The organism is Amycolatopsis sp. WAC 01375, from assembly GCF_003947325.1.
GTDB lineage: Bacteria > Actinomycetota > Actinomycetes > Mycobacteriales > Pseudonocardiaceae > Amycolatopsis.
Genome location: NZ_QHHW01000036.1, coordinates 1 through 23,257, shown reverse-complemented (window position 1 = coordinate 23,257; position 23,257 = coordinate 1). Strand labels below are relative to the sequence as shown.

At 68.4% G+C, this 23,257-nt stretch carries 23 protein-coding genes, 1 tRNA gene and 1 pseudogene; 10 read left to right on the top strand and 15 right to left on the bottom strand.

What is annotated here, in order from left to right; all coding sequences use genetic code 11:
* Window positions 1-2: 2 nt before the first annotated feature.
* Entirely contained in the window at window positions 3-1,217 is a 1,215-nt protein-coding gene (locus tag DL991_RS22955) for a CdaR family transcriptional regulator (RefSeq protein ID WP_125786411.1), read from the bottom strand.
* A 327-nt stretch (window positions 1,218-1,544) separates the two neighbouring features.
* Between DL991_RS22955 and DL991_RS22950 the strand changes: the two genes are divergently transcribed.
* Both DL991_RS22950 and DL991_RS22945 read left to right on the top strand, forming a co-directional pair.
* The gene (locus DL991_RS22950) at window positions 1,545-2,282 is read left to right on the top strand and encodes a hypothetical protein (protein WP_125786410.1); all 738 of its coding nucleotides are present in this window, start codon (window positions 1,545-1,547) and stop codon (window positions 2,280-2,282) included.
* 226 nt (window positions 2,283-2,508) lie between these two features.
* Window positions 2,509-3,150, top strand: coding sequence for a nicotinamide mononucleotide transporter family protein (locus DL991_RS22945; protein ID WP_125786409.1), 642 nt, complete (start codon window positions 2,509-2,511; stop codon window positions 3,148-3,150).
* A gap of 73 nt (window positions 3,151-3,223) precedes the next feature.
* Here DL991_RS22945 and DL991_RS22940 read toward each other — a convergent pair whose 3' ends face one another.
* A complete protein-coding gene (locus DL991_RS22940) occupies window positions 3,224-4,435 on the bottom strand; it encodes an alpha-hydroxy acid oxidase (RefSeq protein WP_037342403.1) in 1,212 nt (403 codons plus the stop codon).
* 126 nt (window positions 4,436-4,561) lie between these two features.
* Window positions 4,562-7,357 (bottom strand): pyruvate dehydrogenase (acetyl-transferring), homodimeric type, encoded by a 2,796-nt coding sequence (gene aceE, locus DL991_RS22935; RefSeq protein WP_125786408.1) that lies wholly within the window; start codon window positions 7,355-7,357, stop codon window positions 4,562-4,564.
* A gap of 402 nt (window positions 7,358-7,759) precedes the next feature.
* Between aceE and DL991_RS22930 the strand changes: the two genes are divergently transcribed.
* The 3 genes from DL991_RS22930 to DL991_RS22920 all read left to right on the top strand — a co-directional run bounded on the left by DL991_RS22930 (window position 7,760) and on the right by DL991_RS22920 (window position 8,840).
* On the top strand, window positions 7,760-8,191 hold the full coding sequence (locus tag DL991_RS22930) for a DUF3052 domain-containing protein (RefSeq protein ID WP_125786920.1): 432 nt from the start codon (window positions 7,760-7,762) through the stop codon (window positions 8,189-8,191).
* Window positions 8,192-8,267: 76 nt separating this feature from the next.
* A complete protein-coding gene (locus DL991_RS22925) occupies window positions 8,268-8,729 on the top strand; it encodes a peroxiredoxin (RefSeq protein WP_125786407.1) in 462 nt (153 codons plus the stop codon).
* A 39-nt stretch (window positions 8,730-8,768) separates the two neighbouring features.
* Window positions 8,769-8,840 (top strand) — tRNA-Val (locus DL991_RS22920).
* Between the two features lie 143 nt (window positions 8,841-8,983).
* Here the strand turns inward: DL991_RS22920 and DL991_RS43405 are convergent.
* Window positions 8,984-9,454 (bottom strand): hypothetical protein, encoded by a 471-nt coding sequence (locus DL991_RS43405; protein WP_233598946.1) that lies wholly within the window; start codon window positions 9,452-9,454, stop codon window positions 8,984-8,986.
* Here DL991_RS43405 and DL991_RS43400 point away from each other — a divergent pair.
* Window positions 9,435-9,692: a GNAT family N-acetyltransferase gene (locus DL991_RS43400; protein ID WP_233598945.1), complete on the top strand. Its 258-nt coding sequence runs from the start codon at window positions 9,435-9,437 to the stop codon at window positions 9,690-9,692. The two genes, DL991_RS43405 and DL991_RS43400, sit on opposite strands and share 20 nt — an antisense overlap.
* A gap of 281 nt (window positions 9,693-9,973) precedes the next feature.
* On the opposite strand, the gene DL991_RS22910 is transcribed toward DL991_RS43400, so the two are convergent.
* The gene (locus DL991_RS22910) at window positions 9,974-10,477 is read right to left on the bottom strand and encodes a carboxymuconolactone decarboxylase family protein (protein WP_125786406.1); all 504 of its coding nucleotides are present in this window, start codon (window positions 10,475-10,477) and stop codon (window positions 9,974-9,976) included.
* A gap of 14 nt (window positions 10,478-10,491) precedes the next feature.
* Here DL991_RS22910 and DL991_RS22905 point away from each other — a divergent pair, with 14 nt between their 5' ends.
* Entirely contained in the window at window positions 10,492-11,010 is a 519-nt protein-coding gene (locus DL991_RS22905; RefSeq protein WP_125786405.1) for a MarR family winged helix-turn-helix transcriptional regulator, read from the top strand.
* A 160-nt stretch (window positions 11,011-11,170) separates the two neighbouring features.
* Here the strand turns inward: DL991_RS22905 and DL991_RS22900 are convergent, their stop codons facing one another.
* Genes DL991_RS22900 through DL991_RS22890 form a run of 3 tightly spaced genes read right to left on the bottom strand, consistent with a single transcriptional unit; the run spans window position 11,171 to window position 13,507 of the window.
* Window positions 11,171-11,344 carry a hypothetical protein gene (locus tag DL991_RS22900; RefSeq protein WP_233598944.1) on the bottom strand — a complete coding sequence of 58 codons (174 nt, stop codon included), beginning with the start codon at window positions 11,342-11,344 and terminating at the stop codon, window positions 11,171-11,173.
* A gap of 52 nt (window positions 11,345-11,396) precedes the next feature.
* Entirely contained in the window at window positions 11,397-12,893 is a 1,497-nt protein-coding gene (locus tag DL991_RS22895; RefSeq protein WP_125786404.1) for an AMP-binding protein, read from the bottom strand.
* Window positions 12,890-13,507, bottom strand: coding sequence for a TetR/AcrR family transcriptional regulator (locus DL991_RS22890; RefSeq protein ID WP_125786403.1), 618 nt, complete (start codon window positions 13,505-13,507; stop codon window positions 12,890-12,892). Before DL991_RS22890 ends, DL991_RS22895 begins: the two co-directional genes overlap by 4 nt.
* A 63-nt stretch (window positions 13,508-13,570) precedes the next feature.
* On the opposite strand from DL991_RS22890, the gene DL991_RS22885 reads away from it, so the two are divergent.
* Window positions 13,571-14,062 (top strand): DUF1453 domain-containing protein, encoded by a 492-nt coding sequence (locus DL991_RS22885; protein ID WP_125786402.1) that lies wholly within the window; start codon window positions 13,571-13,573, stop codon window positions 14,060-14,062.
* Here DL991_RS22885 and DL991_RS22880 read toward each other — a convergent pair.
* Complete coding sequence (locus DL991_RS22880) at window positions 14,059-15,237, bottom strand: aminotransferase class V-fold PLP-dependent enzyme (protein WP_125786401.1); 1,179 nt, start codon at window positions 15,235-15,237, stop codon at window positions 14,059-14,061. The genes DL991_RS22885 and DL991_RS22880 overlap by 4 nt on opposite strands.
* Window positions 15,238-15,283: 46 nt before the next feature.
* On the opposite strand from DL991_RS22880, the gene DL991_RS22875 reads away from it, so the two are divergent.
* Both DL991_RS22875 and DL991_RS22870 read left to right on the top strand, forming a co-directional pair.
* On the top strand, window positions 15,284-15,913 hold the full coding sequence (locus DL991_RS22875) for a GntR family transcriptional regulator (protein ID WP_125786400.1): 630 nt from the start codon (window positions 15,284-15,286) through the stop codon (window positions 15,911-15,913).
* Between the two features lie 4 nt (window positions 15,914-15,917).
* Window positions 15,918-16,679, top strand: a complete 762-nt coding sequence (locus DL991_RS22870; RefSeq protein ID WP_125786399.1) for a phosphodiesterase — start codon at window positions 15,918-15,920, stop codon at window positions 16,677-16,679.
* Between the two features lie 24 nt (window positions 16,680-16,703).
* Here DL991_RS22870 and DL991_RS22865 read toward each other — a convergent pair whose 3' ends face one another.
* The 6 genes and pseudogenes from DL991_RS22865 to DL991_RS42985 form a co-directional block, all read right to left on the bottom strand.
* Window positions 16,704-18,326 (bottom strand): CocE/NonD family hydrolase, encoded by a 1,623-nt coding sequence (locus DL991_RS22865; RefSeq protein WP_125786398.1) that lies wholly within the window; start codon window positions 18,324-18,326, stop codon window positions 16,704-16,706.
* A gap of 158 nt (window positions 18,327-18,484) precedes the next feature.
* Window positions 18,485-19,873 (bottom strand): aspartate ammonia-lyase, encoded by a 1,389-nt coding sequence (gene aspA / locus DL991_RS22860; RefSeq protein ID WP_125786397.1) that lies wholly within the window; start codon window positions 19,871-19,873, stop codon window positions 18,485-18,487.
* Window positions 19,874-19,883: 10 nt separating this feature from the next.
* On the bottom strand, window positions 19,884-20,837 hold the full coding sequence (locus DL991_RS22855; protein ID WP_125786396.1) for an asparaginase: 954 nt from the start codon (window positions 20,835-20,837) through the stop codon (window positions 19,884-19,886).
* Window positions 20,834-22,273: an amino acid permease gene (locus tag DL991_RS22850; protein ID WP_125786395.1), complete on the bottom strand. Its 1,440-nt coding sequence runs from the start codon at window positions 22,271-22,273 to the stop codon at window positions 20,834-20,836. Before DL991_RS22850 ends, DL991_RS22855 begins: the two co-directional genes overlap by 4 nt.
* A gap of 4 nt (window positions 22,274-22,277) precedes the next feature.
* Window positions 22,278-22,949, bottom strand: a complete 672-nt coding sequence (locus DL991_RS22845; RefSeq protein WP_125786919.1) for a FadR/GntR family transcriptional regulator — start codon at window positions 22,947-22,949, stop codon at window positions 22,278-22,280.
* 90 nt (window positions 22,950-23,039) lie between these two features.
* Window positions 23,040-23,257: pseudogene (locus tag DL991_RS42985) on the bottom strand (hypothetical protein); the annotation flags it as partial.

The window sequence follows — 23,257 nt, the reverse complement described above, 5'->3', positions numbered from 1 at the left end:
GGCTACCAGAGCCCACGAGCACGAGCCAGCCGCCCGACGGTCAGCGCCACCTTCAGCACCCAGGCGTCGCGCGATTCGGCGGCGTGGCGGCCGGTGAGTTCGGCGGCCTTCCGCAGCCGGTACCGGACGGTGTTCGGATGCACGAACAGCGTCCGCGCGCAGGTCTCCAGGACGCCGCCGCTGTCGAGGTACGTCTCCACCGTCCGCAACAGTGCCGGGCCTGCTTCCTCCAGCGGCCGGGCGATCTGCTCGACGAGCAGGCGTTCGGCTTCGGGATCGCCGGACAACGCGCGTTCCGGCAGCAGGTCGATCGATCTCGCGGGCCGTGGCGCGCCGGGCCAGCCGACGACGGCCCGCAGGCCCGAGAGCGCCTCGGTCGCGCTGTGGTGCGCTTCGGCGAGGGTGGGCACGGTCGGCCCGGCGACGACCGGGCCCTCGGCGAACGCGACCGAAAGCTTGGTGAGGATTTCGCGGTCCTTGACGCTGCCGTCGGTGGGACCGGCGACGACCACGACCAGGCGGGACCCCTGCACCGAAAGCAGCACCGGGCGCCCGACACGGGCGGCGCGGCTGCGGACCTCGAACACGACGGCGGGCGGGTCGTCCGACGTCGGGGTGCCGACCAGTGCGGTGGCGGGCGCGGCGGGATCCCAGCCGAGCGCGGCGGCGCGGGAGAGCACCGCTTCCTCGGCGTCGCCGCGGACGATGCCGTCGACGACCAAGGCCTCCAGTCGCGCGTCCCAGGCGCCGCGCGCCTCGGCGGCGGCCGCGTAGGAGTTGGCGGCGGCGAACGCGATCTCCCTGCCGTAGCGCAGGATCCCCTCGATCAGCGCGGCGCGTTCCGCCTCGTTCGCGGCGAACTCCGGCAGCTGCTCCTCGAACACCTCGATCGCCAGGCGCACCATGCCGACCGCCTGCCGCAGGCTCACCCAACGGGAAAGTTCGGCGGGTGCTTCGCGGAACGCCTCGGTGGTTAGGGAGAGCGCCTCCTTCGCGTCGCGGAGCCAATCGACGAAACCGGCGGCACCCGCCTGGGTGATCAGCAGGACACTCGCGCGCTGGTCGGCGGGAAGACGGTTGAACCAGCTCAGTCGCTCTTCCATCACCGCCACGCTCGCGCTCGCGAGCCGGCCGGAGGCGTGCTCGAGCCGCCGGAGGGTCTTGACGGACAGCCCGTGGTGCTTGGGCACTTGCCGTCCGGAGGTCGCATCAGCCATGGTCAGCCGATCCTAGTCCGCCGGGCAAAGGTGGCCTTCATCCTGCGGTCCGTTACCGCTCCAGTCCTAAGTGGACAGATGGCGGTGAATTGCGAAAGGAGTTCGCAAAATACTCGAGGCCGCCCGGCGCTCGCGTTTTTCGCTGCGCCGGACGGCCTCGTCTCCCCGGTCCCCACCGGTAGGACAAGTATGCGACTTGTGGATCTTTTCCCGCTAGCTCACTCACTCGATCGTGGGTCGCCGAGTTGCCGGTACGGTGCCGGTGATCAACGATCCCTCGCAAGCCGCACCGGGTAGGTCGCGGATGCGCAGAGGAGGGAGTTCGCCGTGGGCGAGCAGCTGAAAGACGGTCTGGGACAAGCATGGAACCTTGTTGCCACCTTCGTGCCGAAGTTGGCCGGTTTCCTGGTCATCCTGTTCATCGGCTGGTTGATCGCGAAAGCCTTGTCGAAGGCATTGGGACTGGTTCTGTCGAAGATCGGATTCGGCAAGCTGATCGAGAAGACCGGACTCACCGGAACGCTCAAACAGGCGAATGTCGACGCGGGCGGAATCCTCGTCAAACTCGTGTACTACTTCATTCTCCTGATCGCGCTGCAACTCGCGTTCGGCGTATTCGGTGAGAGCAATCCGGTCAGCGCGTTGCTCAACGACATCATCGCGTTCCTGCCGCGGATCCTGGTGGCACTGGTGCTGGTGATCGTCGCGGCCGCCGTCGCGAAGGTCGTCCGAGACCTGGTGACAGGGGCGCTCTCCACCCGGCCGGCGGGACGGCTGCTCGGCACGATCGCCTACTGGATGATCATGGCGTTCGGCATCATCGCCGCGCTCGGCCAGGTGAACATCGCTACGGCGATCACCGGGCCGATCCTGATCGCCGTCCTCGCCACCATCGGCGGCGTCGTCGTCGTCGGCTTCGGCGGCGGCCTGATCAAGCCCGCGCAGGACCGCTGGCAGGGCTGGCTGGCCAATCTGCAGGGCCAGTTGGAGCCGGGCGCGGGCAAGCAGGAGGTCCGTTCGGAGCCGCCGACTTCGCCCGTGGGCATCGGTCGCGTAGATTCCTGAGCATCCCGCGGGCCCGGTGATCGAGGAAGGCGCCGGGCCCGCGTGGAGTCGATGAGGGCCCGTCGCCGCGGAGCACGCGGTGGAGGGCCCTTTTCGTGTCCTGCGGGTCCCCGGCTACTCCGCCTCAGTGTCTCTCGAGCCGTCTCCCTGTTCCGCACCTCACACTCGCTGGGGAATGGCGTCGCGACGGAGCATGTTGGAGCGGGAGACGGAGAGGGGTGCGGACGTGGAGTTCCTGCTGCACAACGGTGTCACGGTGCTCGGACAGTGGATCTCCTTCGCCGAACTGGCGGGGCAGATCTTCGCGCTGGCCGTGGTCTTCCTGGCGCAACGCCGCACGCTGTGGACGTGGCCGGTCCAGGTCGGCGCCACCGTGCTGCTCTTTTCGGTCTACCTCTCCGCGCATCTCGGCGGGCTCGCCACCAGGCAGATCGCGATCCTCGTCATCTCGATCTACGGCTGGTGGGCCTGGTCCCGCCGCAGCGACCCGGTCTACGGCGTCGTCGTCCGCAAGGGCCGTCTCGGCGAGCGGCTGGCGATGATCGGCGCGTTCGCGATCGGGACCACCGCGATGGCGCTGGTCCTCGACGCGCTGAACGCCTCGTGGGCGCCATGGCCGGACGCCGCGATCTTCGTCGGCACCCTGGTCGCCTTCGCCGCGCAGGGCGCGGGTCTCGTCGAGTTCTGGCTGGTGTGGCTGGTCGTCGACGCGATCGGCGTACCGCTGCAGCTCTCCTCGGGCCTGTACTTCTCAGCCGCGGTCTACATCGTGTTCGCCGGCTTGGTCGTGCACGGCTGGTGGAGCTGGAACCGCACGGCGAAGCAGGTCCGTACCGCGCCTGCCGGCGTCTCGGCCGCGGTTCGCTGACCTCGCGATTCGGCACCTGCTTGCGGTACTTGCGCGTGCAAGTACCGCAAGCAGGTGCCGAATCGCGAGGGAGTCAGCGCATGGTGGCGTGTGACGGCTTGAGGTCGGCGAGGGTGCGCACGCCCAGCAGCTGCATCGTCCGGACCATCTCGGCGCGCAGGATGTCCACGCACCGCTGAACACCGCGCTCGCCCCCGGCCATCAGGCCGTAGAGGAACGCGCGCCCGATGAGCACCGCGTCGGCGCCGCGCGCGATCGCGGCCACGATGTCGCCACCGGAGAGGATGCCGGTGTCGACCCACACCTCCGCGTCGCCCTGGATCTCGTCGAGCACGGCGGGCAGCAGTTCGATCGGGGTCGGCGCGCGGTCGAGCTGACGGCCGCCGTGATTGGACAACAGCACCGCGTCGGCGCCGTGCTTGACCACGTCACGCGCGTCGTCGACGTTCTGGATCCCCTTGACCACGAGCTTGCCCGGCCAGGTCTGGCGGACCCAGTCGAGGTCGTCGAAGTTCAAGGTCGGGTCGAAGAGCTGGTTGAGCAATTCGGCGACCGTGCCGTCGAACTGGCTCAGCGACGCGAAGGTCAGCGGCTCGGTGGTCAGCAGGTTGAACCACCACGCCGGATGCATCGCGCCGTCGACGAACGTCTTGAGGGTGAGCGCGGGCGGGATGGTCAGCCCGTTGCGGACGTCGCGCAGCCGCGCGCCCGCGACCGGGGTGTCCACCGTCAGCATGAGCGTGTCGAATCCGGCGGCCCAGGCGCGATTCATCAGATCTTCGCCTGCTTTGTGGTCGCGCCAGACGTAGAGCTGGAACCACTTGCGGGCCTCCGGGGCGGCCGCCGCGAGGTCTTCGATCGACGTCGTCGCCATCGTCGACAGGCCCATCGGGATACCGTTGCGCTGGGCGACGCGGGCCACCGCGGACTCGCCCTCGTGGTTCATCATGCGCGTGAACCCGGTCGGCGCGAACGCGAACGGCAGCTCCGAACGCTTGCCGAGGATCTCCTTGCCGGTGTCCACATCGGACACTCCGCGCAGGACGTTGGGGTGGAATTCGACGCTGCGGAAGGCTTGCCGGGCACGGCGGAGGCTGTCCTCCAGCTCCGCGGCGCCGTCGGTGTAGTCGAACGCCGCCCGCGGCGTCCGCTTGCGGGCGAGCATCCGCAGGTCGGCGATCGTGTGCGCGCCCGCCAGCCGCCGTTCGGTGGGGTTGAGGACGATCGGCTTCGGCCGCAGGATCTGCTTCAGCTCACTCGGCTTCGGCAGTCGACGCTTGGTCACACTCACTCACCCTCTCCGCTTACCCCCAGAAACATCCGATGTATAACCCTAACCGCTTCGCCGCCAGGCGCAATGAAGGGGCCTTTCATCGCAAATTTTGCAATGAAAGGCCCCTTCATCTCAGCGTCAGGCGCTGCCGGAGTCCGACAACTGCGGACCCGCGGCGGCGACGTCGTCGAGGCGGTACTTCCGCGCCGCCTCGGCCACCTTCGCCCGGTCGAACTCGCCGCGCTTGGAGAGCGCGCTCAGCGTGCCGACCACGATCGACTGAGCGTCGACCAGGAACTTCCGCCGGGCGGCCGGACGGGTGTCGGAGAACCCGAACCCGTCGGTGCCCAGCGTCAGCATGTCGTTCGGCACCCACGGGCGGATGAGGTCCGGTACGGCGCGCATCCAGTCCGAAACCGCGACCACCGGCCCGTTCGCGCCGGACAGCTTCTGCGTGATGTACGGCACACGCGGGGAGTCGCCCGGGTGGAGCAGGTTGTCGTGGTCGACCTCGACGGCCTCACGCCGCAGCTCGGTCCACGACGTCGCCGACCACACGGCCGCGCGTACGCCCCACTCCTCGGCGAGCATCTGCTGCGCGCGAAGAGCGTCCGGCATGGTGACGCCGGACACCAGGATCTGCGCCTCCGGACCGTCGCCCGCCGGGGCGTCGGCGTAGCGGTACAGACCCTTCAGCAGGCCGTCGACGTCGAGGTTCTCCGGCTCGGCGGGCTGCTGGTAGGGCTCGTTGTAGATCGTCATGTAGTAGAAGATGTTCTCGCCGTTGCCGTCCGGCCCGGTCTCGCCGTACATCCGGCGCAGACCGTCCCGCACGATGTGGGCGATCTCGAACGACCACGCCGCGTCGTAGGCCACGACGGCCGGGTTGGTCGCCGCCAGCAGCAGCGAATGCCCGTCGGCGTGCTGCAGGCCCTCACCGGTCAGCGTGGTGCGGCCGGCGGTGGCGCCGAGCACGAACCCGCGGGCCATCTGGTCCGCCGCCGCGTAGAGGCCGTCACCGGTCCGCTGGAACCCGAACATCGAGTAGAAGATGTAGATCGGGATCATCGGCTCGCCGTGCGTGGCGTACGAGGTGCCGACGGCGGTGAACGACGCGGTGGACCCCGCCTCGTTGATGCCCTCGTGCAGGATGACGCCCTTTTCGGACTCCTTGTAGGCCAGCATCAGGCTCGCGTCGACCGACGTGTACGTCTGGCCGTGCGGGTTGTAGATCTTGGCCGTCGGGAACATCGAGTCGAGGCCGAAGGTGCGTGCCTCGTCCGGGATGATCGGCACGATCCGCTTGCCGATCTCGGAGTCCTTCGCCAGCTCGCGGACGAGCCGGACGAACGCCATCGTGGTGGCGACCTCCTGCTTGCCCGAGCCCTTGCGGATGCCTTCGTAGACCTTGTCGCCGGGCAGCACGAGGGCCTTCGAGGCCTTCGGGCGACGCTCCGGCAGGAACCCGCCGAGCGCCTTGCGGCGGCCGATCATGTACTCGATCTCCGGCGATTCCTTGCCGGGGTGGTAGTACGGCGGGAGCTTCGGGTCGCGCTCGAGTTCCTCGTCGCTGATCGGGATGCGCTGGGCGTCCCGGAACAGCTTGAGGTCGTCGAGGGTGAGCTTCTTCATCTGGTGCGTGGCGTTGCGGCCCTCGAAGGACGGCCCGAGGCCGTAACCCTTGATGGTGTGGGCCAGGATCACCGTCGGCTGGCCGTGGTGCTCCAGCGACGACTTGTAGGCCGCGTAGACCTTGCGGTAGTCGTGGCCGCCACGCTTGAGGTTCCAGACGTCGGCGTCGGTGAGGTCCTTGACCAGCTCCTTGGTCCGCGGGTCGCGGCCGAAGAAGTGCTCGCGGACGAAGGCGCCGTCGTTGGCCTTGTAGGTCTGGAAGTCGCCGTCCGGCGTGGTGTTCATCAGGTTGACCAGCGCGCCGTCACGGTCGGCGTGCAGCAGCGAGTCCCACTCGCGGCCCCAGATGACCTTGATGACGTTCCAGCCGGCGCCGCGGAAGTACGACTCCAGCTCCTGGATGATCTTGCCGTTGCCGCGCACCGGACCGTCGAGCCGCTGCAGGTTGCAGTTGATCACGAAGGTCAGGTTGTCGAGGCCTTCGCCGGCGGCCACGTGGATGAGGCCGCGCGATTCCGGCTCGTCCATCTCGCCGTCGCCGAGGAACGCCCAGACGTGCTGGTCGCTGGTGTCCTTGATGCCGCGATCGCGCAGGTAGCGGTTGAACCGCGCCTGGTAGATCGCGTTCATCGGGCCGAGGCCCATGGACACGGTCGGGTTCTCCCAGAACTCCGGCATCAGCCGCGGGTGCGGGTACGACGGCAGGCCGCCGCCCTCGCCGGCGTGCGAGTACTCCTGGCGGAACCCGTCCAGCTGGTTCTCGCTCAGCCTGCCCTCGAGGAACGCGCGGGCGTAGATGCCGGGGGAGGCGTGTCCCTGGATGAAGATCTGGTCGCCGCCGCCCGAGTGGTCCTTGCCGCGGAAGAAGTGGTTGAAGCCCACTTCGTACAGCGCCGCGGACGAGCCGTAGGTCGAGATGTGCCCGCCGACACCGACGCCCGGACGCTGCGCGCGGTGCACCATGATCGCGGCGTTCCACCGGATGTAGGCGCGGTAGCGGCGCTCGATCTCCTCGTCACCGGGGAACCAGGGTTCGTTCTCGGTGGGGATGGTGTTGACGTAGTCCGTCGACGTCAGCGCCGGAACGCCGACGTGGCGTTCCCTGGCCCGCTCGAGGATGCGCAGCATCAGGTACCTGGCGCGCTGCTGACCACCCCTGGCCAGCGCCTCGTCGAAGGAGTCCAGCCATTCGGCGGTCTCCTCCGGGTCGATGTCGGGCAGGTGCGCCGCCAAGCCGTCACGGATGACGCGGACGCGTGCCGGGGTCTCCTTGCCGGAGGCGCCGTCGTTCTGCGGGGCCAAGGGGTCTCCTTGCAAAAGGTGGTAGCTGGTTGTGCTCGTACGCGGGCGTGTTCGCTTTCCATCGTCGTCCTCCGGTTCCGTTCTCGTCACCGCTACTGATCGGTAACGTTCGCGGACCCGATTGCGACACGCCTCGCACGCGCCTGTATTCGCGCGCGCGTTTTCTCTCCCACCCTAGAGCAGGGCGTTCGGAGGCGCCCAGGCGCGCCTGAATTGACCTCGCACGAGTGGTCCGAATGTCCGTACGCTGCGACACGAGTTGTTCAAGATCCGGTGTGGACGGTTGCGCGCAGCGCCTCACCAGTGTTCGCTAACGGGCATCGTGTACCCGAGTGTGGTGCCCGCCCGGTCGATCCGGCCGTGGCGACACCACGCTCCGTCGTAGTTGGAGGAGTGACAGCAGTGGTCGCCGCGGGAGACGCTGATCAGAACAGCGTCGCCGAAAGGCTTGGGATCAAGCCGGACATGGTGGTCCAGGAGATCGGCTGGGACGAGGACGTCGATGACGATCTTCGTGCGGCGATCGAGGAGCAGATCGGCGGCGACATCCTCGACGAGGACGCCGACGAGGTCATCGACGTTGTGCTGCTGTGGTGGCGCGAAGACGACGGTGATCTCGGCGACACGCTGATCGAGGTCCGGACCCCCTTGAACGAGAACGGCGTGATCTGGGTGCTGACCCCGAAGACGGGGCAGCCAGGACACGTCCAGCCGAGCGAGATCGCCGAAGCGGTGCCGCAGGTGGGATTGGCGCAGACGGCCAACATCAGCGCCGGCCCCAAGTGGGCGGGTACCCGGCTGGTGTCGCCGAAGTCGTCGAAGACCAAGCGGTGACCTCAGGAGCCGCGCGAGCGACACGATAGGGTTGTCGTCGCAGGCCCCTGTTCGCTCTTGAGAGGAAACCGCCGGTATGGCCGTCGAGGTCGGAACGCAAGCCCCGGACTTCACGCTCAACGACTACAACAAGCAGGCCGTGAAGCTGTCGTCCTTCCAGGGCGAGAAGCCGGTCCTGCTCGTGTTCTACCCGTTCGCGTTCAGCGGCATCTGCACCGGCGAACTGTGCCAGCTCCGTGACGAGTTCGCGGACTACGACGGCCAGGGCGTCCAGGTCGTCGGCGTGTCCGTGGACACCCCGTTCTCGCTCAAGGCGTGGGCCGAGCAGGAGGGCTACCAGTTCCCGCTGCTTTCGGACTTCTGGCCGCACGGTGAGGTCGCGAAGGCCTACGGCGTCTTCAACGAGACGGCCGGCCTGGCCACCCGCGGCACCTTCCTGATCGACAAGGACGGCATCGTGCGGTTCGCCGAGGTCAACCAGCCCGGCGAGGCGCGTGACCAGCAGGCGTGGAAGAAGGCCGTGGCCTCGCTGGCCTGAGTCTTCACCGGTGGCACCCGTGCGCGGGTGCCACCTCCCGGGCGCATAGCTCAGCGGGAGAGCACTCGGTTTACACCCGAGCGGTCGTAGGTTCGATCCCTACTGCGCCCACCGAAACCCCGCGACAGGCCGCACGCGCGGCGCTACCTTCGGCCGAATGCACGACCTCATGTGGCGGCCGCTCACCCTGCGGGACGCCCAGGCGTCGGCCGACCTCCTCAACGCCATGGAGACCGTCGACGGATCGGCGAGAACTACACGGCGGAGTGCATCCCGGGTGTCGCCGGAGGGGGATCGGCGGCGCGCTCGTCGATGCGGGAGTAGCGGCGGCCAAGGTGGTGCACGCGCTGCATCACCCGTCGGCGAAGCTCGCGGTCGACGTCAATCGGCCGGAGCGCATCCAGGGCCTGGCCGAACTCGTCCGGTCCAGGGGTTTCGTGCCGGTGCGCTACTTCCAGCGCATGGAGCACTCGCTCGGCGCCTTGGACGGTTTGGCGATCGCTGACGGATTCCGGGTCGAGCCGTGGCCGGAGCGGAACGACGAGGACTTCCGGGCGGTCCGGAACGAGGCGTACCGGGACTACTGGGGTGCCGTGCCGATGCCCGTCGATCTCTGGCGGAACAAGATCACCAACCAGACTTTCCGGCCCGAGGTCAGCTTCCTCCCTCCGTGCGGCGGGCTCCGCGGTGGGGATGCTGGTGACGATGTGCTGGGACGCCGACACGGAGGCCACCGGCGTTCGCGACGCGCACTTCATGGTCATCGGAACGCTTCGGGAGTACCGGCGGCGAGGCGTCGCCGGCGCGTTGATGGGGCACGCGTTGCGGGTCGCCGCCGATCAGGGATACGACCGCGCGAGTTCGACCGTGGACTCCGCGGATCCCGCCGGGGCGTTCGGGGTCTTCGAGAAGGCGGGCTTCGCGCCGACGATGCGGTACGTGCGTTGGGCCCTCGAGGTCTGACGCAAGTAGGTGACTAATTGCGGAAGAAGACACGCGAAGGCCCTCTTCCCGTGACTCAGTCGCGGGAAGAGGGCCTTCGCGTACCCCCAACACCTGTGGAACGTTTTCGGTTTTTCGGCGGTCTGGTCTGCCCCCTCGGCAGGCCAGACCGCCGGTGCGCCGCGCCGCGGGTGGCGAACTTTCGGCTGCACAAGACAGGAGACGGTCGGGACTGCCCAGATACATCAAGATCGGCGGCCATTGGAGTGATCCAGGTCACGAGGGGTGATCACGCAGAGCGACTAGGCGCGGATGAGCCGGTTCGCCAGGGTCGACATCGTGTAGGCCCCGATGCCCATGACGACTTCGAGGGCGTTCCGCTCGGTGTAGCCGTACTCGAAGAAGGTCCGCAGGGTGTCGTCGTCCACGCCGCCGGCGGTTTCGAGCACCGCGAGCGTGAACTGCCGGACGGCTTCCAGCCGCTCGTCGGGCACGGGCTCCTGCGAGCGAAGCGCCGCGATGATGTCGTCGTCCGCGTGCAGGCCCTTCAGCTTGCCGGTGTGGATCTCGACGCACACCTCGCAGCCGTTGCGGGTCGCCACGGTCATCACGACCGTCTCCCGCGCGAGGGGTTCGAGCGTCGTCCGCTCGAAACTCGCGCTGAGCTTCAGGAATCCGTCGAGCAGTTCCGGTGACGACGCCTGACGGGCGACGGCGGTGGGGAGGTGGCCGAACTTCCGGATGGTCGCCTCCATCGAGCGACGCGAGGCTTCGGGCGCGGTTTCGACGGTGTGATCGGTGAACAAGGCAGCCCCTTAGGATGGTCAACGTGGTTGACGAAAAGGTAAACCAGGTTGTCGAACGGCGCAAGCAGGTTTCCGACCCACCGGGGTTCGAGCTGCCGCTCCTGCTGTTCGCGGGCTTCCGCTCGATCATCGACCGGATGCACGCCGAGCTGGCCGAGCAGGGACATCCCGACGTCCGCCCGGCGTACGGCTTCGCCATGCAGGCGATCGGCCGCCACGGCGCGACGGCGAGCGAGATCGGGCGGCGGCTCGGGGTCAGCAAGCAGGCGGCGGGCAAGACCATCGACAAGCTGGAGCAGCTCGGCTACGTCGAACGCGCCGACGACCCGGCCGACGCGCGGCGCAAGGTCGTCCGGCTCACCGCTCGCGGATTCGACTCACTCGGCCGATCCGCGGTGATCTTCGAGGAGCTGCGCAACGAGTGGGTCGGCGCGCTGGGCGTCGAAAGGGTTCGCGCGCTCGAAGCCGACCTTCGCACGATGGCGCCTTCGGAGGGCTTCCGTCTCGACGTGGCAGGCTGGTTCGGCGCCTAGGCGCTGTCCGGTAAGTCATGTTCGCGGTCTTCGCGCCCAGGTGGTCCCTGACGGCACGGGCGGATGCGGCCGAGTACGACCCGGTACGAGGCCGATCCGCCCGCACCGTCAGGGACCACCTGGATCACGAAGCCCATCGAACAGACTTACAGGACAGCGCCTAGGCCGTGTCCTGCGAAAGCGGGCTCCCGTGCGGTAGCACGTAGAGCACCTGGAGCACCACCGGTGTCGTCCCGAGGTTTCGTCCGATGTGGACGGTGTCGCTCGGTTCGGTGAAGGCGGCGCCCTGCCGGTACAGGCCGTCGAGCCCGCAGTCGGCCGAGTTGTGTGTCACCGCAGGCGCATGGGAAAACGGTACCGCGATCGGCGCTGCCCGAAAGGGCTGTTCACTTCGCCCGAAGCGTCCGCCGCAGCATCTTCCCGCTTTCGGTCCGCGGCAGCCGCTCCCGGAATTCGAACCGGCGCGGCGTCTTGAACCCGGCGAGCTCGGCTCGGCAATGCTCTTCGAGCCGCTTCGCCAGCAAGGAATCACCGACGGCGCCCTCGACCGGTTGCACGACGGCGACGACCCGTTGCCCCCACTCGGGATCCGGTTCCCCGATCACCGCGACGTCGGCGACGTCGGGATGGCTCAGGAGTCGCGCCTCGATCTCGGCGGGGTAGACGTTCACGCCGCCGGACAGAATGAGATCCGTCCGCCGGTCGCAAAGGAACACCCGGTCCGCGGCGTCGAGATAGCCGACGTCCCCGACGGTGACGAAGTCCCCGGAGCGTGCGGCGGCCGTCTTGTCCGGATCATCGTGATAGTCGAATTTCGTGTGCGCGGAACTGAAGTAGAGCGTCCCGGTCTCGCCCGCGGAGAGCTCGGCGCCGTCGTCGTCGAGAACCTTGACCCGCACTCCGTCCAGTGGCTCGCCGACGGTGCCCGGCGCGGCGAGCCATTCGCGTGCGCGCACCGCCGTGATCAGGCCCTCGGACGCGCCGTAGTACTCGTGGACCACCGGTCCGAGCCAGGCGAGCATCCGCTCCTTGACCTCCCGCGGGCATGGCGCGGCACCGTGGATCACCGAGATCAGGCTCGACAGGTCGTAACGTACGCGGACGTCCTCGGGCAGCCGCAGCATGCGGTGGAACATCGTCGGCACCAGATGCGTGCTCGTCACGCGGTGCTTTTCCGTGAGCCGCAGCGTTTCCTCGGCGTCGAACCGGTCCATCAGCACGAGTGTGTGCCCGAGATGCAGGATCGACGTCGAGAACATGCCCGGCGCCGCGTGGTAGAGCGGGCAGGCGACGAGGTGCACGCCGTGCCCTGGCAGGACATCCAGCCGTTCGAGCACGTGCGCGTGGATCGGGTGCAGCGCGGGTGGCCGCCCGGACAGGGCACGTCGCACGCCTTTGGGGCGCCCTGTGGTCCCGGACGTGTAGAGCATCGTCTGGCCCGCGGTCCGCCGCTCCGGCGTCGTGGTGGGCAGGTCCGCGCCCCAGGCCGCGTAGTCCGCCCAGCCAGGTGTCACACCACGCGAAAACCGGTGCAGGCCCTTCAATTCCGCGGTGCACGTGGCCGCGATGTCCGCGTCCGCGACGACGACCTTGGCGCCGCTGTTGGCCGCGATGTAGGCGATCTCGGTGGGCGAGGACCGATGGTTGACCGGCGTGAAGTACATCCCCGCCTGCAGGGTCGCCAGCAGGAGCTCGTAGTAGGTGAGTCCATTGTGGATGATCGCGAGCACGCCGTCGCCTTCGCCGAGGCCGAGCGCCCGCAGGGCATGGGTCAGCTGATTCGCGCGTGCCGAGAGCTCGCCGAAGGTGGTCTCGCGCCCGTCGACGTCGATCACCGCGACGCGGCCGGGGTCCTGGGCGGCGACCTCGTAGAACGTGCTCATTTCGTCACCGATCCAGGGTGTCGCAGGGTTTCCAGATGCCGTCCGAGCACCGTGCGCATCAGCTCCGGCGGCGTCCGCCCGCCCGCCATGGCGAGGCCGTCCAGCAACGCCGCCAGCCGTTCGGTTTCGACGTCCAGGTCGAGGTCGAGCAGGCCGCCCGCGCCACGCGCGCCTTCGAGCACCCGGCGGACGAGCGCGCGGACTCCCGCGTGCGTCCGCGCGGCTTCCTCAGCGAGATCCGGGCGGTACTTCGCGGCGGCGGAGAACGCCAGCCAGACGTCGGTCTCGGCACAGGTCTGCTCGGTGAGCGGAAGCAGTTCGCCGAGCAGCGCTTCGGTGAGCTCCTGACGGCGCGAACGTGGGGTCTCCGGATCGAGCAGTTCGGGGAGATGGCGCAGCAGCCGGGCTTCCACCCGGTCTCCGAGCGCGCGCATGGCGAACACGATCAGCTCGTCGTGGCCCCGGAAGTAGTGCCGCACCGAACCGATCGCGAGCCCGGCCTCGTCGGCCACGCTCCTGAGCGACGCCTGCGCGAGGCCGTCCCGCTGGATCACCCGGAAGACGGCTTCGGCTATCTCCAGGCGCCGGGCCCCGGGGTCGACGATCTTCGGCATGTTGCCTTTATAGCACGACCTTGCTATTTTATTTGGCACAGTCGTGCTACAAAGGGGGAGTTCATGCGGACCTGGTTGCTGATCGCGCTGGCGGTCGCCGTGGTGATCGTGATCGTCGTGCGCAGGCTGAGCGGGGAGCCGCTGGTCGCCCGCGAGGTGTTCGGGGCGCCGGTGGTCCTGCTCGCTTTCGGCGTCTACGGCCTGGTCAAGCTGGAAAGTTTCACCTTCACGGACGGCGCCTGGCTCGTGCTGGGCTCGGTGATCGGTTGCGGTCTCGGAGCGGTGCGCGCCGCCACCACGAAACTGTTCGAGCGCGACGGCGTGCTGTGGCTGCGCTACACCGGCTGGACGTTCGGCGTGTGGGTGCTTTCACTGGTGGTGAACTTCGGGATCGGCTTCCTGGCCACGACGGCCGGGGCGCATCCCGACGCGCGGCCGGTGACGTTGTCGATCGGCGTCAGCCTGCTGGGGGAGGCGTTGGTGATCGGCGTTCGCGCGAAGACGACGGGGCTTCCGTACGCCCCGCCGTCCGAGTCCGTGCTTTCCAGCCGTTAAGCCAGCTTCTCGACTTCGCCGACGAGGAGCGCGATGTCGTCTTCGGTGTTGAAGTAGTGCACCGAAGACCGGACCATCGACGGCAGCCCGCGCGCGGCGAAGTCGAACTGCGCGGACGTCGCTTCGACGACGCTGACGTTGATCTTCTTCGCCGCGAGGCGCTTCTTCACTTCCTGTGCCGGCGTTTTCGCCACGCTGAACGTGACGATCCCGCACTGCCGCGAGCCTTGGTCGTGGACGCGGACGCCGGGGACCTCGCGGAGCGCGTCGCGCAGTTTCGCGGCGAGCGCGGCGACGCGGGCTTCGATGGCGGGCATGCCCCATTCGAGGGCGTAGTCGATCGCCGCGCCGAGACCGTGCAGGGCGGCGTGATCGCGTTCCCAGACCTCGAACATCTTCGCGGTCGGATCGACTTCGTAGCTTTCGGGCGCCGTCCACGCCGCCGAGTGAAGGTCGAGCATCGCGGGCTCGACGCGCTCGCGCAGCCGCGGGTGCGCGTAGAGGAACCCGGTGCCCCGCGGTCCGCGCAGGTACTTGCGGCCGGTCACGCTGAGCGCGTCGCAGTCGAGGCGCGCGACGTCGAGGTCGATCTGGCCGGCGCTCTGGCAAGCGTCCAGCAGGAACGGGATCCCGGCCTCGCGTGCGACCGCGCCGATCTCCTCGGCGGGGTTCACCAGTCCGCCCTGGGTCGGCACGTGGGAGATGGCGATCAGCTTGACGTCGCCGTCGACACGGCGTTTCAGGTCCTCGACGTCCAGTTGCCCGGACTCGTCGTTCTCGACCACCTCGACGACGGCGCCGGTGCGCTTCGCGAGCTGCAGGAACGAGATGACGTTGCTCGCGTACTCGGATTTCGCGGTCAGGATCCGGTCTCCCGCGGCGAAGGGAAGCGCGTAGAAGATCGCCTGCCAGGACCGGGTCGCGTTGTCGGTCAGCGCGATGTCTTCGGGGTCGGCGCCGACGAGGCGTGCGGCCGAGGCGTACACGCCGTTCATCCGTTCCACGGTCGCCGCGGCCTGCTCGTACCCGCCGATCAGGGCTTCTTCGCGCAGATAGCCGACGACGGTGTCGGTCACCCGCGCGGGCGGCAGGGACGATCCGGCGTTGTTGAGGTGGACCACTTCCGCGCAGCCCGGCGTCTCGGCACGAGCGCGGTTCACATCGAAGTCCGTCATGTCTAACTGAATACAGTACGGCCGAACTGCATGCAATACTGCACCGATGACGAGGAACCTGCTCCGGCGCGACCTAGCGGAGGAGATCACCGCCCGCGTGCTCGACGGCCGCATCGCCGCGGACAGCCGCATCAACGAGGTACACCTCGCGCGCGAGCTGGGCGTCAGCCGGACACCGTTGCGTGAGGCGCTGATCGGGCTCGCCGATCGCGGGCTGCTCGTTTCGGCGCCGGGGCGTGGTTTTCTCGTGCCGCCGTTCGATCCGGAAGAGGCCCGGCAGCTGTACCCGCTCGTCGCGGAGCTGGAGTCGCTCGCGTTGCGATGGAGCTCGCCGCAGGACCTCGCCGGTCTCACCGGCGGCCTGGACCGGATCGCCGACGAGATGGCCGCGGAGCTCGAGCGGCAGGGTGATCTGTCCACTTTGGATGATCGCTGGCACGCGCTGCTCGTCTCGCGGTGCACGAATCCGCATCTGCTGCGCCTGCTCGAGCAGACGAAGCCGCTGCTGAAACGCTACGACGCGCGCTATTTCGGTGGCGCCGAGCGCGCCAGGGAGAGTATCGACGAGCACTACCGGATCGCCGGCGCGATCCGCGCCGCCGACCTCGCGACGGCGTTGGAGCTGCTCGTGCGGAACTGGGTGAAAACGTTGGCATATCTGGAAGACATGGGGTGAAACGATGTTCGTGACGGCACATCTGAGTGACAACCATCTCGACGGCGGGGAACGCGCCGACGAACGCACCGCACGGGTGATGCGGTATCTGGAGAACCTGGCGACCCCGGTCGACGCGATCCTGGTGACCGGGGACATCGCCGACCACGGCACGCTCGAGGAGTACCGGCGCGCGGCCGAACTGTTCAAGACCGACGTCCCGCTGTTCACCTGCCCCGGCAACCACGACAAGCGCGGCCCGTTCCGCGAAGGGCTGCTCGGCCAGGCGCCGGACGACGCCCCGGTCAACGCGGTGCACACGGTCGGCGACGTCACCTTCGTGATGGCCGATTCGAGCATCCCGGGAAAACCGGACGGTCAGTTCGACGACGAGACCATGGCCTGGCTGGACCGCGTGCTCGGTGACGGCGACGGCCCCGTCTTCATCGCCTTCCACCATCCGCCGGTTCCGCTCGGGCTGCCGTTGGTGGACGCCATGCGCCAGTACGGCGAGGACGAACTGGCTGAGCTGCTCGCACGCCACCCGCGAGTGGTGGCCTTGCTCTGCGGACACGTCCACGCGTCAGCGTCGACGATCTTCGCGGGAGTGCCGCTGCGTTCGGCGCCCTCGGTCGGGTCCAGCATCCTGTTCCCGTGGGAGGAGAACGGCCTCCGGCCGTGGAGTGAAGGCGGGCCGATCGATTACGACCTGCCGCCGTCGTTGCTGTTCCACGTGCTGCACGACGACGGCAGGCTGACCACGCACCAGCGGGTGGTCCCGGCCTGACGCAGCGCCGGCCCCACTGCCGCCTCAGCCCGCGAACACCGGCAGCGTGATCCGGGAGGGCCGCGCGGGGTCGTGGAAGATCTCGAACCGCGCGGGTTTCCCGTCGACCGCGCTGAAAACGGGCTCGTCGGTGCCGTGGTTGCGGGCGAAGCGCGGGAACGCCCCGCCCGCGACCTGCAACCGCAGCCGGTGTCCGCGACGGAACCGGTAAGCCGTCGGGTCGAGGTGGACCTCGGCCGCGACCACACCGTCCACATCGGACTCGGGGATTCCGGGGCGCAGGCGGAGAATGCCGTCGGTGACGTTGCGGGAGACACCGCGACCGTCCACATCGCACAGCCGGACGAAGACGTCGCCGTGCCCGATGTCGGTCCGGACGTGTACCAGCGCGGAGATCTCGCCGATGACGTCGAGGTCGCGTTTCAGCACGTCACCGGCGAAGAGCAGTACGTCCGGCCGCACCTCGATGTCCTTGTTGTCCTGTTGCTTCTGCACGCCCGACAGCAGGGGGCCGCCGACGGTCGGCGTCGGGTCGGCCGGGTCGAAGGTGAACCTGCCCGGTTTCGACTCCACCGGCGCATCGGGGGAAAGCCTGCCGGGGCGCAGGAAATACGGTGTGGCTTCGGAGTCGGGCGGCCAGCTTTCGAAGTCCAGCCATCGTCCGGAGCCCTGGAGGTACAGGCGCACCGGTGACCGCCTCAGCGGCGCGCGGTCGCCGAGGAGGTGGGCGGAGAGGAAACCGATCTGGTCGGTCAGCAGGGTTTTGAGGCTGGCGGGTTCGCCGTGGGCCCACGGGCCGATGGTGATCCGCGGTGCGCGTCCGGCCGCGGCGAGTTCCTTGAAGTCGCGCAGCTGGGCGGAGATGAACAGGTCGTACCAGCCGGTCACCATGGTCACCGGGGTCCGCAGCGCGGCGACCTCGGCGCTGTGGTCCGACGGCGCCCAGAAGTCGTCGCCCGGTTCGGCGTGTCCGGTGACGTCCTGGAGGAACCGCACCTGCTTGCCGATGGCCGCGACGTCCGCCCCGGAGATCGGCAGAAAGGCCATGGCCCGGCGGGTCTTCCTCGTCTGCCAGGGATTCGGGAGGCCGGCGAACCGGCCCTCCTGACGGCCGATCAGCGCCGACCACGAGACCATGTTGTCAACAGCGAGGATCCCGCCGGGATAGAAGGTCGACACGAACTCCGACGCGGTGACGCCGAGACACAGTGCTTCGAGCGGCTCGTCGAGGTACGGCGCGACAGCCCATTGCGTGTGGCCGAGGTAGCTCGCGCCCGCCATCGCGACCCGGCCGTCGCACCACGGCTGCTCGCGCAGCCAGGCGACGGTGGCGACGCCGTCCTCCTTCTCCAGGTGGAACGGCCGGAACTCGCCACCGGAGCCGAAGGTCCCGCGGGTGCTCTGGAGGACCGTCTGCAACCCGTGCCGCGCGAACGTCTCGCCGAAGATCTTGCCCATCAGGCCCTTGCGGCCGTACGGCGTGCGGATCAAGACCACCGGCCGCGGCTCGTCGCCCGGGACGGCGTAGCGATCCGCGAGCAGGCGGACGCCGTCGGGCATCGGGACGGGGATCCCCTTGGTCACCGAGGGGGCGGGGCCTTCGGCGGGCGGGAGGCCGAGGTACCGGTCGAGAAGTCGGTCGAGCACGCCAGTGCCGCCTTTCGTGCGGAGGATCACCTTCCACTTACGACCGTACGCGCGTGACCCCACGCCCGCCTGAAATGAAAGCGTCCTTCATTGCGAAATTTGCGATGAAGGACGCTTTCATGGCGCGGGGCGGACCGCCCGGTACCGCCCCGCGGGTCTCAGGACAGCCGCGCCAGCGTCTCCGGCTTCAGCAGCTTCGCCAGTTCCTCGGCGGGCAGAAGGCCCTTCTCGACGACGAGTTCCGCCACCCCGCGCCCGGTCTCGAGGGCCTCCTTGGCGATCTCGGTCGCCGCCGCGTACCCGATGGCCGGGTTCAGCGCGGTCACCAGCCCGATCGAGTTCTCGACGTAGCCTCGCATCACGTCGGCGTTCGCGGTGATCCCGGAGACGCACCGCCGCGCCAGCACCAGGCAGGCCGACCGCAGATGCGTGATGCTCTCCGAAAGCGAGTGCAGGATCAGCGGTTCGAACGCGTTGAGCTGCAACTGCCCGGCCTCGGCCGCCATCGTGATGGCGACGTCGTTGCCGATGACCTCGAACGCGACCTGGTTGACCACCTCGGGGATCACCGGGTTGATCTTGCCGGGCATGATCGACGATCCCGCCTGCACCGGCGGCAGGTTGATCTCGTTGAACCCGGCCCGCGGCCCGGACGAGAGCAGCCGCAGGTCGTTACAGCTCTTCGAAAGCTTCACCGCGATCCGTTTGAGCACACCGGAAAGGTGCACGAACGCCCCGCAGTCCTGCGTCGCCTCGATGAGGTCCGCCGCGGTCACGACGGGCAGCCCGGTGATCTCGCGAAGGTGTGCGACGGCGGCCTCGGCGTATCCGGGAGCGGCGTTGAGGCCGGTGCCGATCGCGGTCGCGCCGAGGTTGATCTCGTGCAGCAGCGTCACCGCCTCGGTGAGCCGCAGCCGGTCTTCGCCGAGCATGACCGCGTACGTCCCGAATTCCTGCCCCAGCGTCATCGGGACCGCGTCCTGCAACTGCGTGCGGCCCATCTTCAGCAGATCGTGGAACTCGACGGCCTTGGCCGCGAAAGCCTGCTCCAGCACGACCATCGCCTCGGCCAGTTCATGGACGGCGATGATCGTCGCGACATTGACCGCGGTCGGGTACGCGTCGTTGGTCGACTGCCCGAGGTTCACGTGCTCGTTCGGGTGCACGCGGGCGTAGTCGCCCTTCTCGTGCCCGAGCAGTTCGAGCGCGCGGTTCGCGATCACCTCGTTGGCGTTCATGTTCGTCGACGTGCCCGCTCCACCCTGGATGACGTCGACGACGAACTGATCGTGCAGTGCGCCCTCGCGGATTTCGCGGCAGGCCCGGCGGATCGCGTCGGCGACGTCCGGCTCCAGCAGGCCGAGGTCGGCGTTGGCGTGGGCGGCGGCCTCCTTGACCGAGGCGAGCGCCTCGATCAGATGCGGATACGCGGAGATCGCGGTCCCGGTGATGGGGAAGTTCTCCCTGGCGCGGGCGGTGTGCACACCCCAGTAGGCGTCGGCGGGGACTTCCTTGTCGCCAAGCAGATCGTGTTCCACGCGGTGCATCGAAGGCTCCTCAGGCGGCGAGATGGAGTTCGGCCAGCGCGCCCGTCACGCGTAGGCCGGGGGTGGGTTCCAGCACGTCCGGATCGACACCGCACAGCGCGAGCGCGGCGGCGAGCACCGGCCGCCGCGCGCGGTCGCCGCCGTCGGCGATCTTGATCGCGATCGCCGTGCCGTCCGGCAGGGCGGCGACCTGGACGGCCTCGAAACCGTCCTTGGCGATCAGCCCGGGCACCGCGCGCATGAGCGCGGTGACGTCACGACGGGTGCCGGCGACCAGTTCCGGATGCTTCCGGATCCCTTCGGCCACAAGACCTTCCGGTGTACCCGGGGCGGCCGCCGCGATCTTGCCGACAGCGGTGGCGAGACCGCGCAAAGAAACCGCGAACAGGGGAGCGCCGCAGCCGTCGACGGCGACCTTCGGGATCCGCTGCCCCGTCAGCTCCTCGACGCATTCCGCGATCGCGCGCTGCAACGGATGGGCGGGATCCAGGTAGTCCTTTGTGGACCACTCGTGCAGGCGGCAGGTCGCGAGCATCGCCGCGTGCTTGCCGGAGCAGTTGTGCGCCAGTCTCGAAGCGGTCCGTCCCGACGCGATCCAGGCGTCGCGCTCGACCGGATCGAACGGCAGATCCTCCGGTGTCCGCAGGTCTTCCGCGGTGAGCCCGGCACCGTCGAGGGTGTTGCGCACCTCGGTGAGGTGGATCTCCTCGCCGGAGTGGCTGGCCGCGCCGACGGCGAACCCGGCGGCGCTCAGCTCGACCCCGAGCCGTGCCATCGCCGCTGCCTGCAAGGGCTTCGCCGCCGAACGCGGATAGAACGCCGCATCGATGTCGCCCGCGGCGAACAGCACGCGGCCGTCGGGCGCGAGGACCACGGCCGAACCGTGGTGCACCCCCTCGACCATTCCGTCGCGGAGGAGGTGCACCAGCGGTTCGTGAGCGGGAACGCGGAGCTCGGGGATCACAGCTTCGTCTTTTCGAAGACGTCCATGTTGATTCGCTTGCGGACCCCGAACCAGCCGGCCACCAGCGCGAGCCCGATGATCGGCAGGCAGTACAGGGTGATCCGGCCGGTCTCGTCGAAGCCCATCAGCACCACGACCGCGGCGAGGAAGATCAGCGTCGCGATCTCGGTGTAGGGCGAGAACGGCAGGCGGTACGACGGTCGCTCGACCTCGCCGCGATTGGCCTTGCGCACGAACATCAGATGCGACAGCACGATGATCGCCCAGGTGCCGAGGATGCCGATGGCGGCGAAGTTCAGCACGATCTCGAAGGCCTGGCTCGGCACGACGGCGTTCAGGCCGACACCGACCACGCAGACCGCGGAAGTGAGCAGGATCCCGCCGTAGGGCACGTGGTTCTTGTTCATCACGCCGGTGAACTTCGGCGCGGATCCGGCCAGCGACATCGAACGCAGGATGCGGCCGGTGGAGTAGAGGCCCGAGTTGAGACTGGACAGTGCCGCGGTCAGCACCACCAGGTTCATCACGTTGCCTGCCTGCGGCACCCCGATATGCGAGAGCACGGTGACGAACGGGCTCTCGTTCTTCGAGTAGGAGTCCCACGGCATCAGCATCGCCAGCAGGACCACCGAGCCGACGTAGAAGATCCCGATCCGCCACATGATCGAGTTGATCGCCTTGGGCATGATCTTGCGCGGGTTCTCCGTCTCGCCGGCGGCGACACCGACCAGCTCGACCGAGGCGTAGGCGAACACGACACCCTGGACGATCAGCACCATCGGCAGCAGGCCCGCGGGGAAGATCCCGCCGTGGTCGGAGATCAGCGAGAAGCCCGGCGTGGTGCCGTCGATCGGCTGCTGCGTGACCAGCAGGAAGATCCCGATCCCCATGAACGTCACCAGCGCGGCGACCTTGATGATGGCGAACCAGAACTCCATCTCGCCGAACAGTTTCACCGACACCATGTTCAGGGCCAGCACCACCGCGAGCGCGATGAGCGCCAGCACCCATTGCGGGATCGGCGTGAAGAAGGACCAGAAATGCGCGTACAGCGCGATCGCGGTGATATCCGCGATACCGGTGGTCGACCAGTTCAGGAAGTGCATCCAGCCCGCGACGAAAGCACCCTTCTCGCCCATGAATTCCCGGGCGTAGGAAACGAAGGCGCCGGACGAGGGGCGGTACAGGATGAGTTCGCCGAGCGAGCGCACCACGAAGAACGCGAAAAGGCCGCAGACCGCGTACACGATCGCGAGTGCCGGACCTGCCTGCGCGAGCCGTCCGCCCGCGCCGAGGAACAGGCCGGTGCCGATGGCGCCACCGATCGCGATCATGTTGACGTGGCGGGGTTTCAGCGCCTTGTCGTAGCCGGCGTCACCGGCGTCGGCGGGCACCGGCGCGGATTTGCCGTCCGCGCTGAGGGTCTGTTCGGTCACGAGTTCAGTCGTCCTTGTTCTGGTGCGTGGCATGGCCCGGCCGCACGATGGTGGTGAGCGCGGTCTCGACGTGTTCGAGATGCGAGGTCATCGCCGCGACGGCGTCCGCTTCGGAGCCGGCGGCGATGGCGGTGACGATCTCACGGTGCTCGGTGTTCGAGCGGGTCCGACGGCCACCCAATTGGTTGAGAAACGACGACTGGCGGGCCAGCGCGTCCCGGATTTCTTCGATGACCTTGCCGAACACCGGATTGCCCGAGGCCTGGGCGATGGTGATGTGGAACAGCGAATCCAGCGCCACCCACGCGGTGTTGTCGGTTTCGAGGTCCATGCGCTCGACGAGGTGACCGAGCAGATCCAGGTCGTCGGTGCTGCGGCGCACGGCCGCGTAGCCTGCGACCGGGATCTCGACATGTCGCCGGACCTCGAACAGGTCACGGGCCGAGTAGGTCCCGAAGGTCGGGTTCTCGACCGGCCCGGTGGCGGTCACGAAGGTCCCTTTGCCCGTTTTGGACACGGTCAGCCCGAGTGCCTGAAGTCCCCGCAGTGCTTCGCGGACGACTGAGCGGCTGACCTCGAACTCCTTGCCGAGCGCGGATTCCGACGGCAGTTTCTCCCCGACGGGATACTCGCCGCGCTCGATGGCGCCGCGGAGGTGGGCCAGAACGGCCTCCATCGCGCTGACGCGTCGTGGACCACCGTGTCCGGCTGTCTGGCTGTCAGACAGGTTCATGAGACGAGATCGTGCGGTCGGTCCAACGCTTTGTCAAGGGATCAGCCCGAGGGTGCCGATCCAGCCTGCGAGGTCCGCGTCGATGGGGTAATCGCCCGAGAATTGAAAGCCGTGCTGGGCGCCTTCGCGGGTGCGGAGTCCCGTGGTGACACCGGATTCCCGCGTCGAGGTGGCCAGTGTCACACCGTTGTCGGTGCGGTGGGTCGTGAGTGGCGATTCGGGTTCTAACCCGAATTGCCCCCTCCCACCCA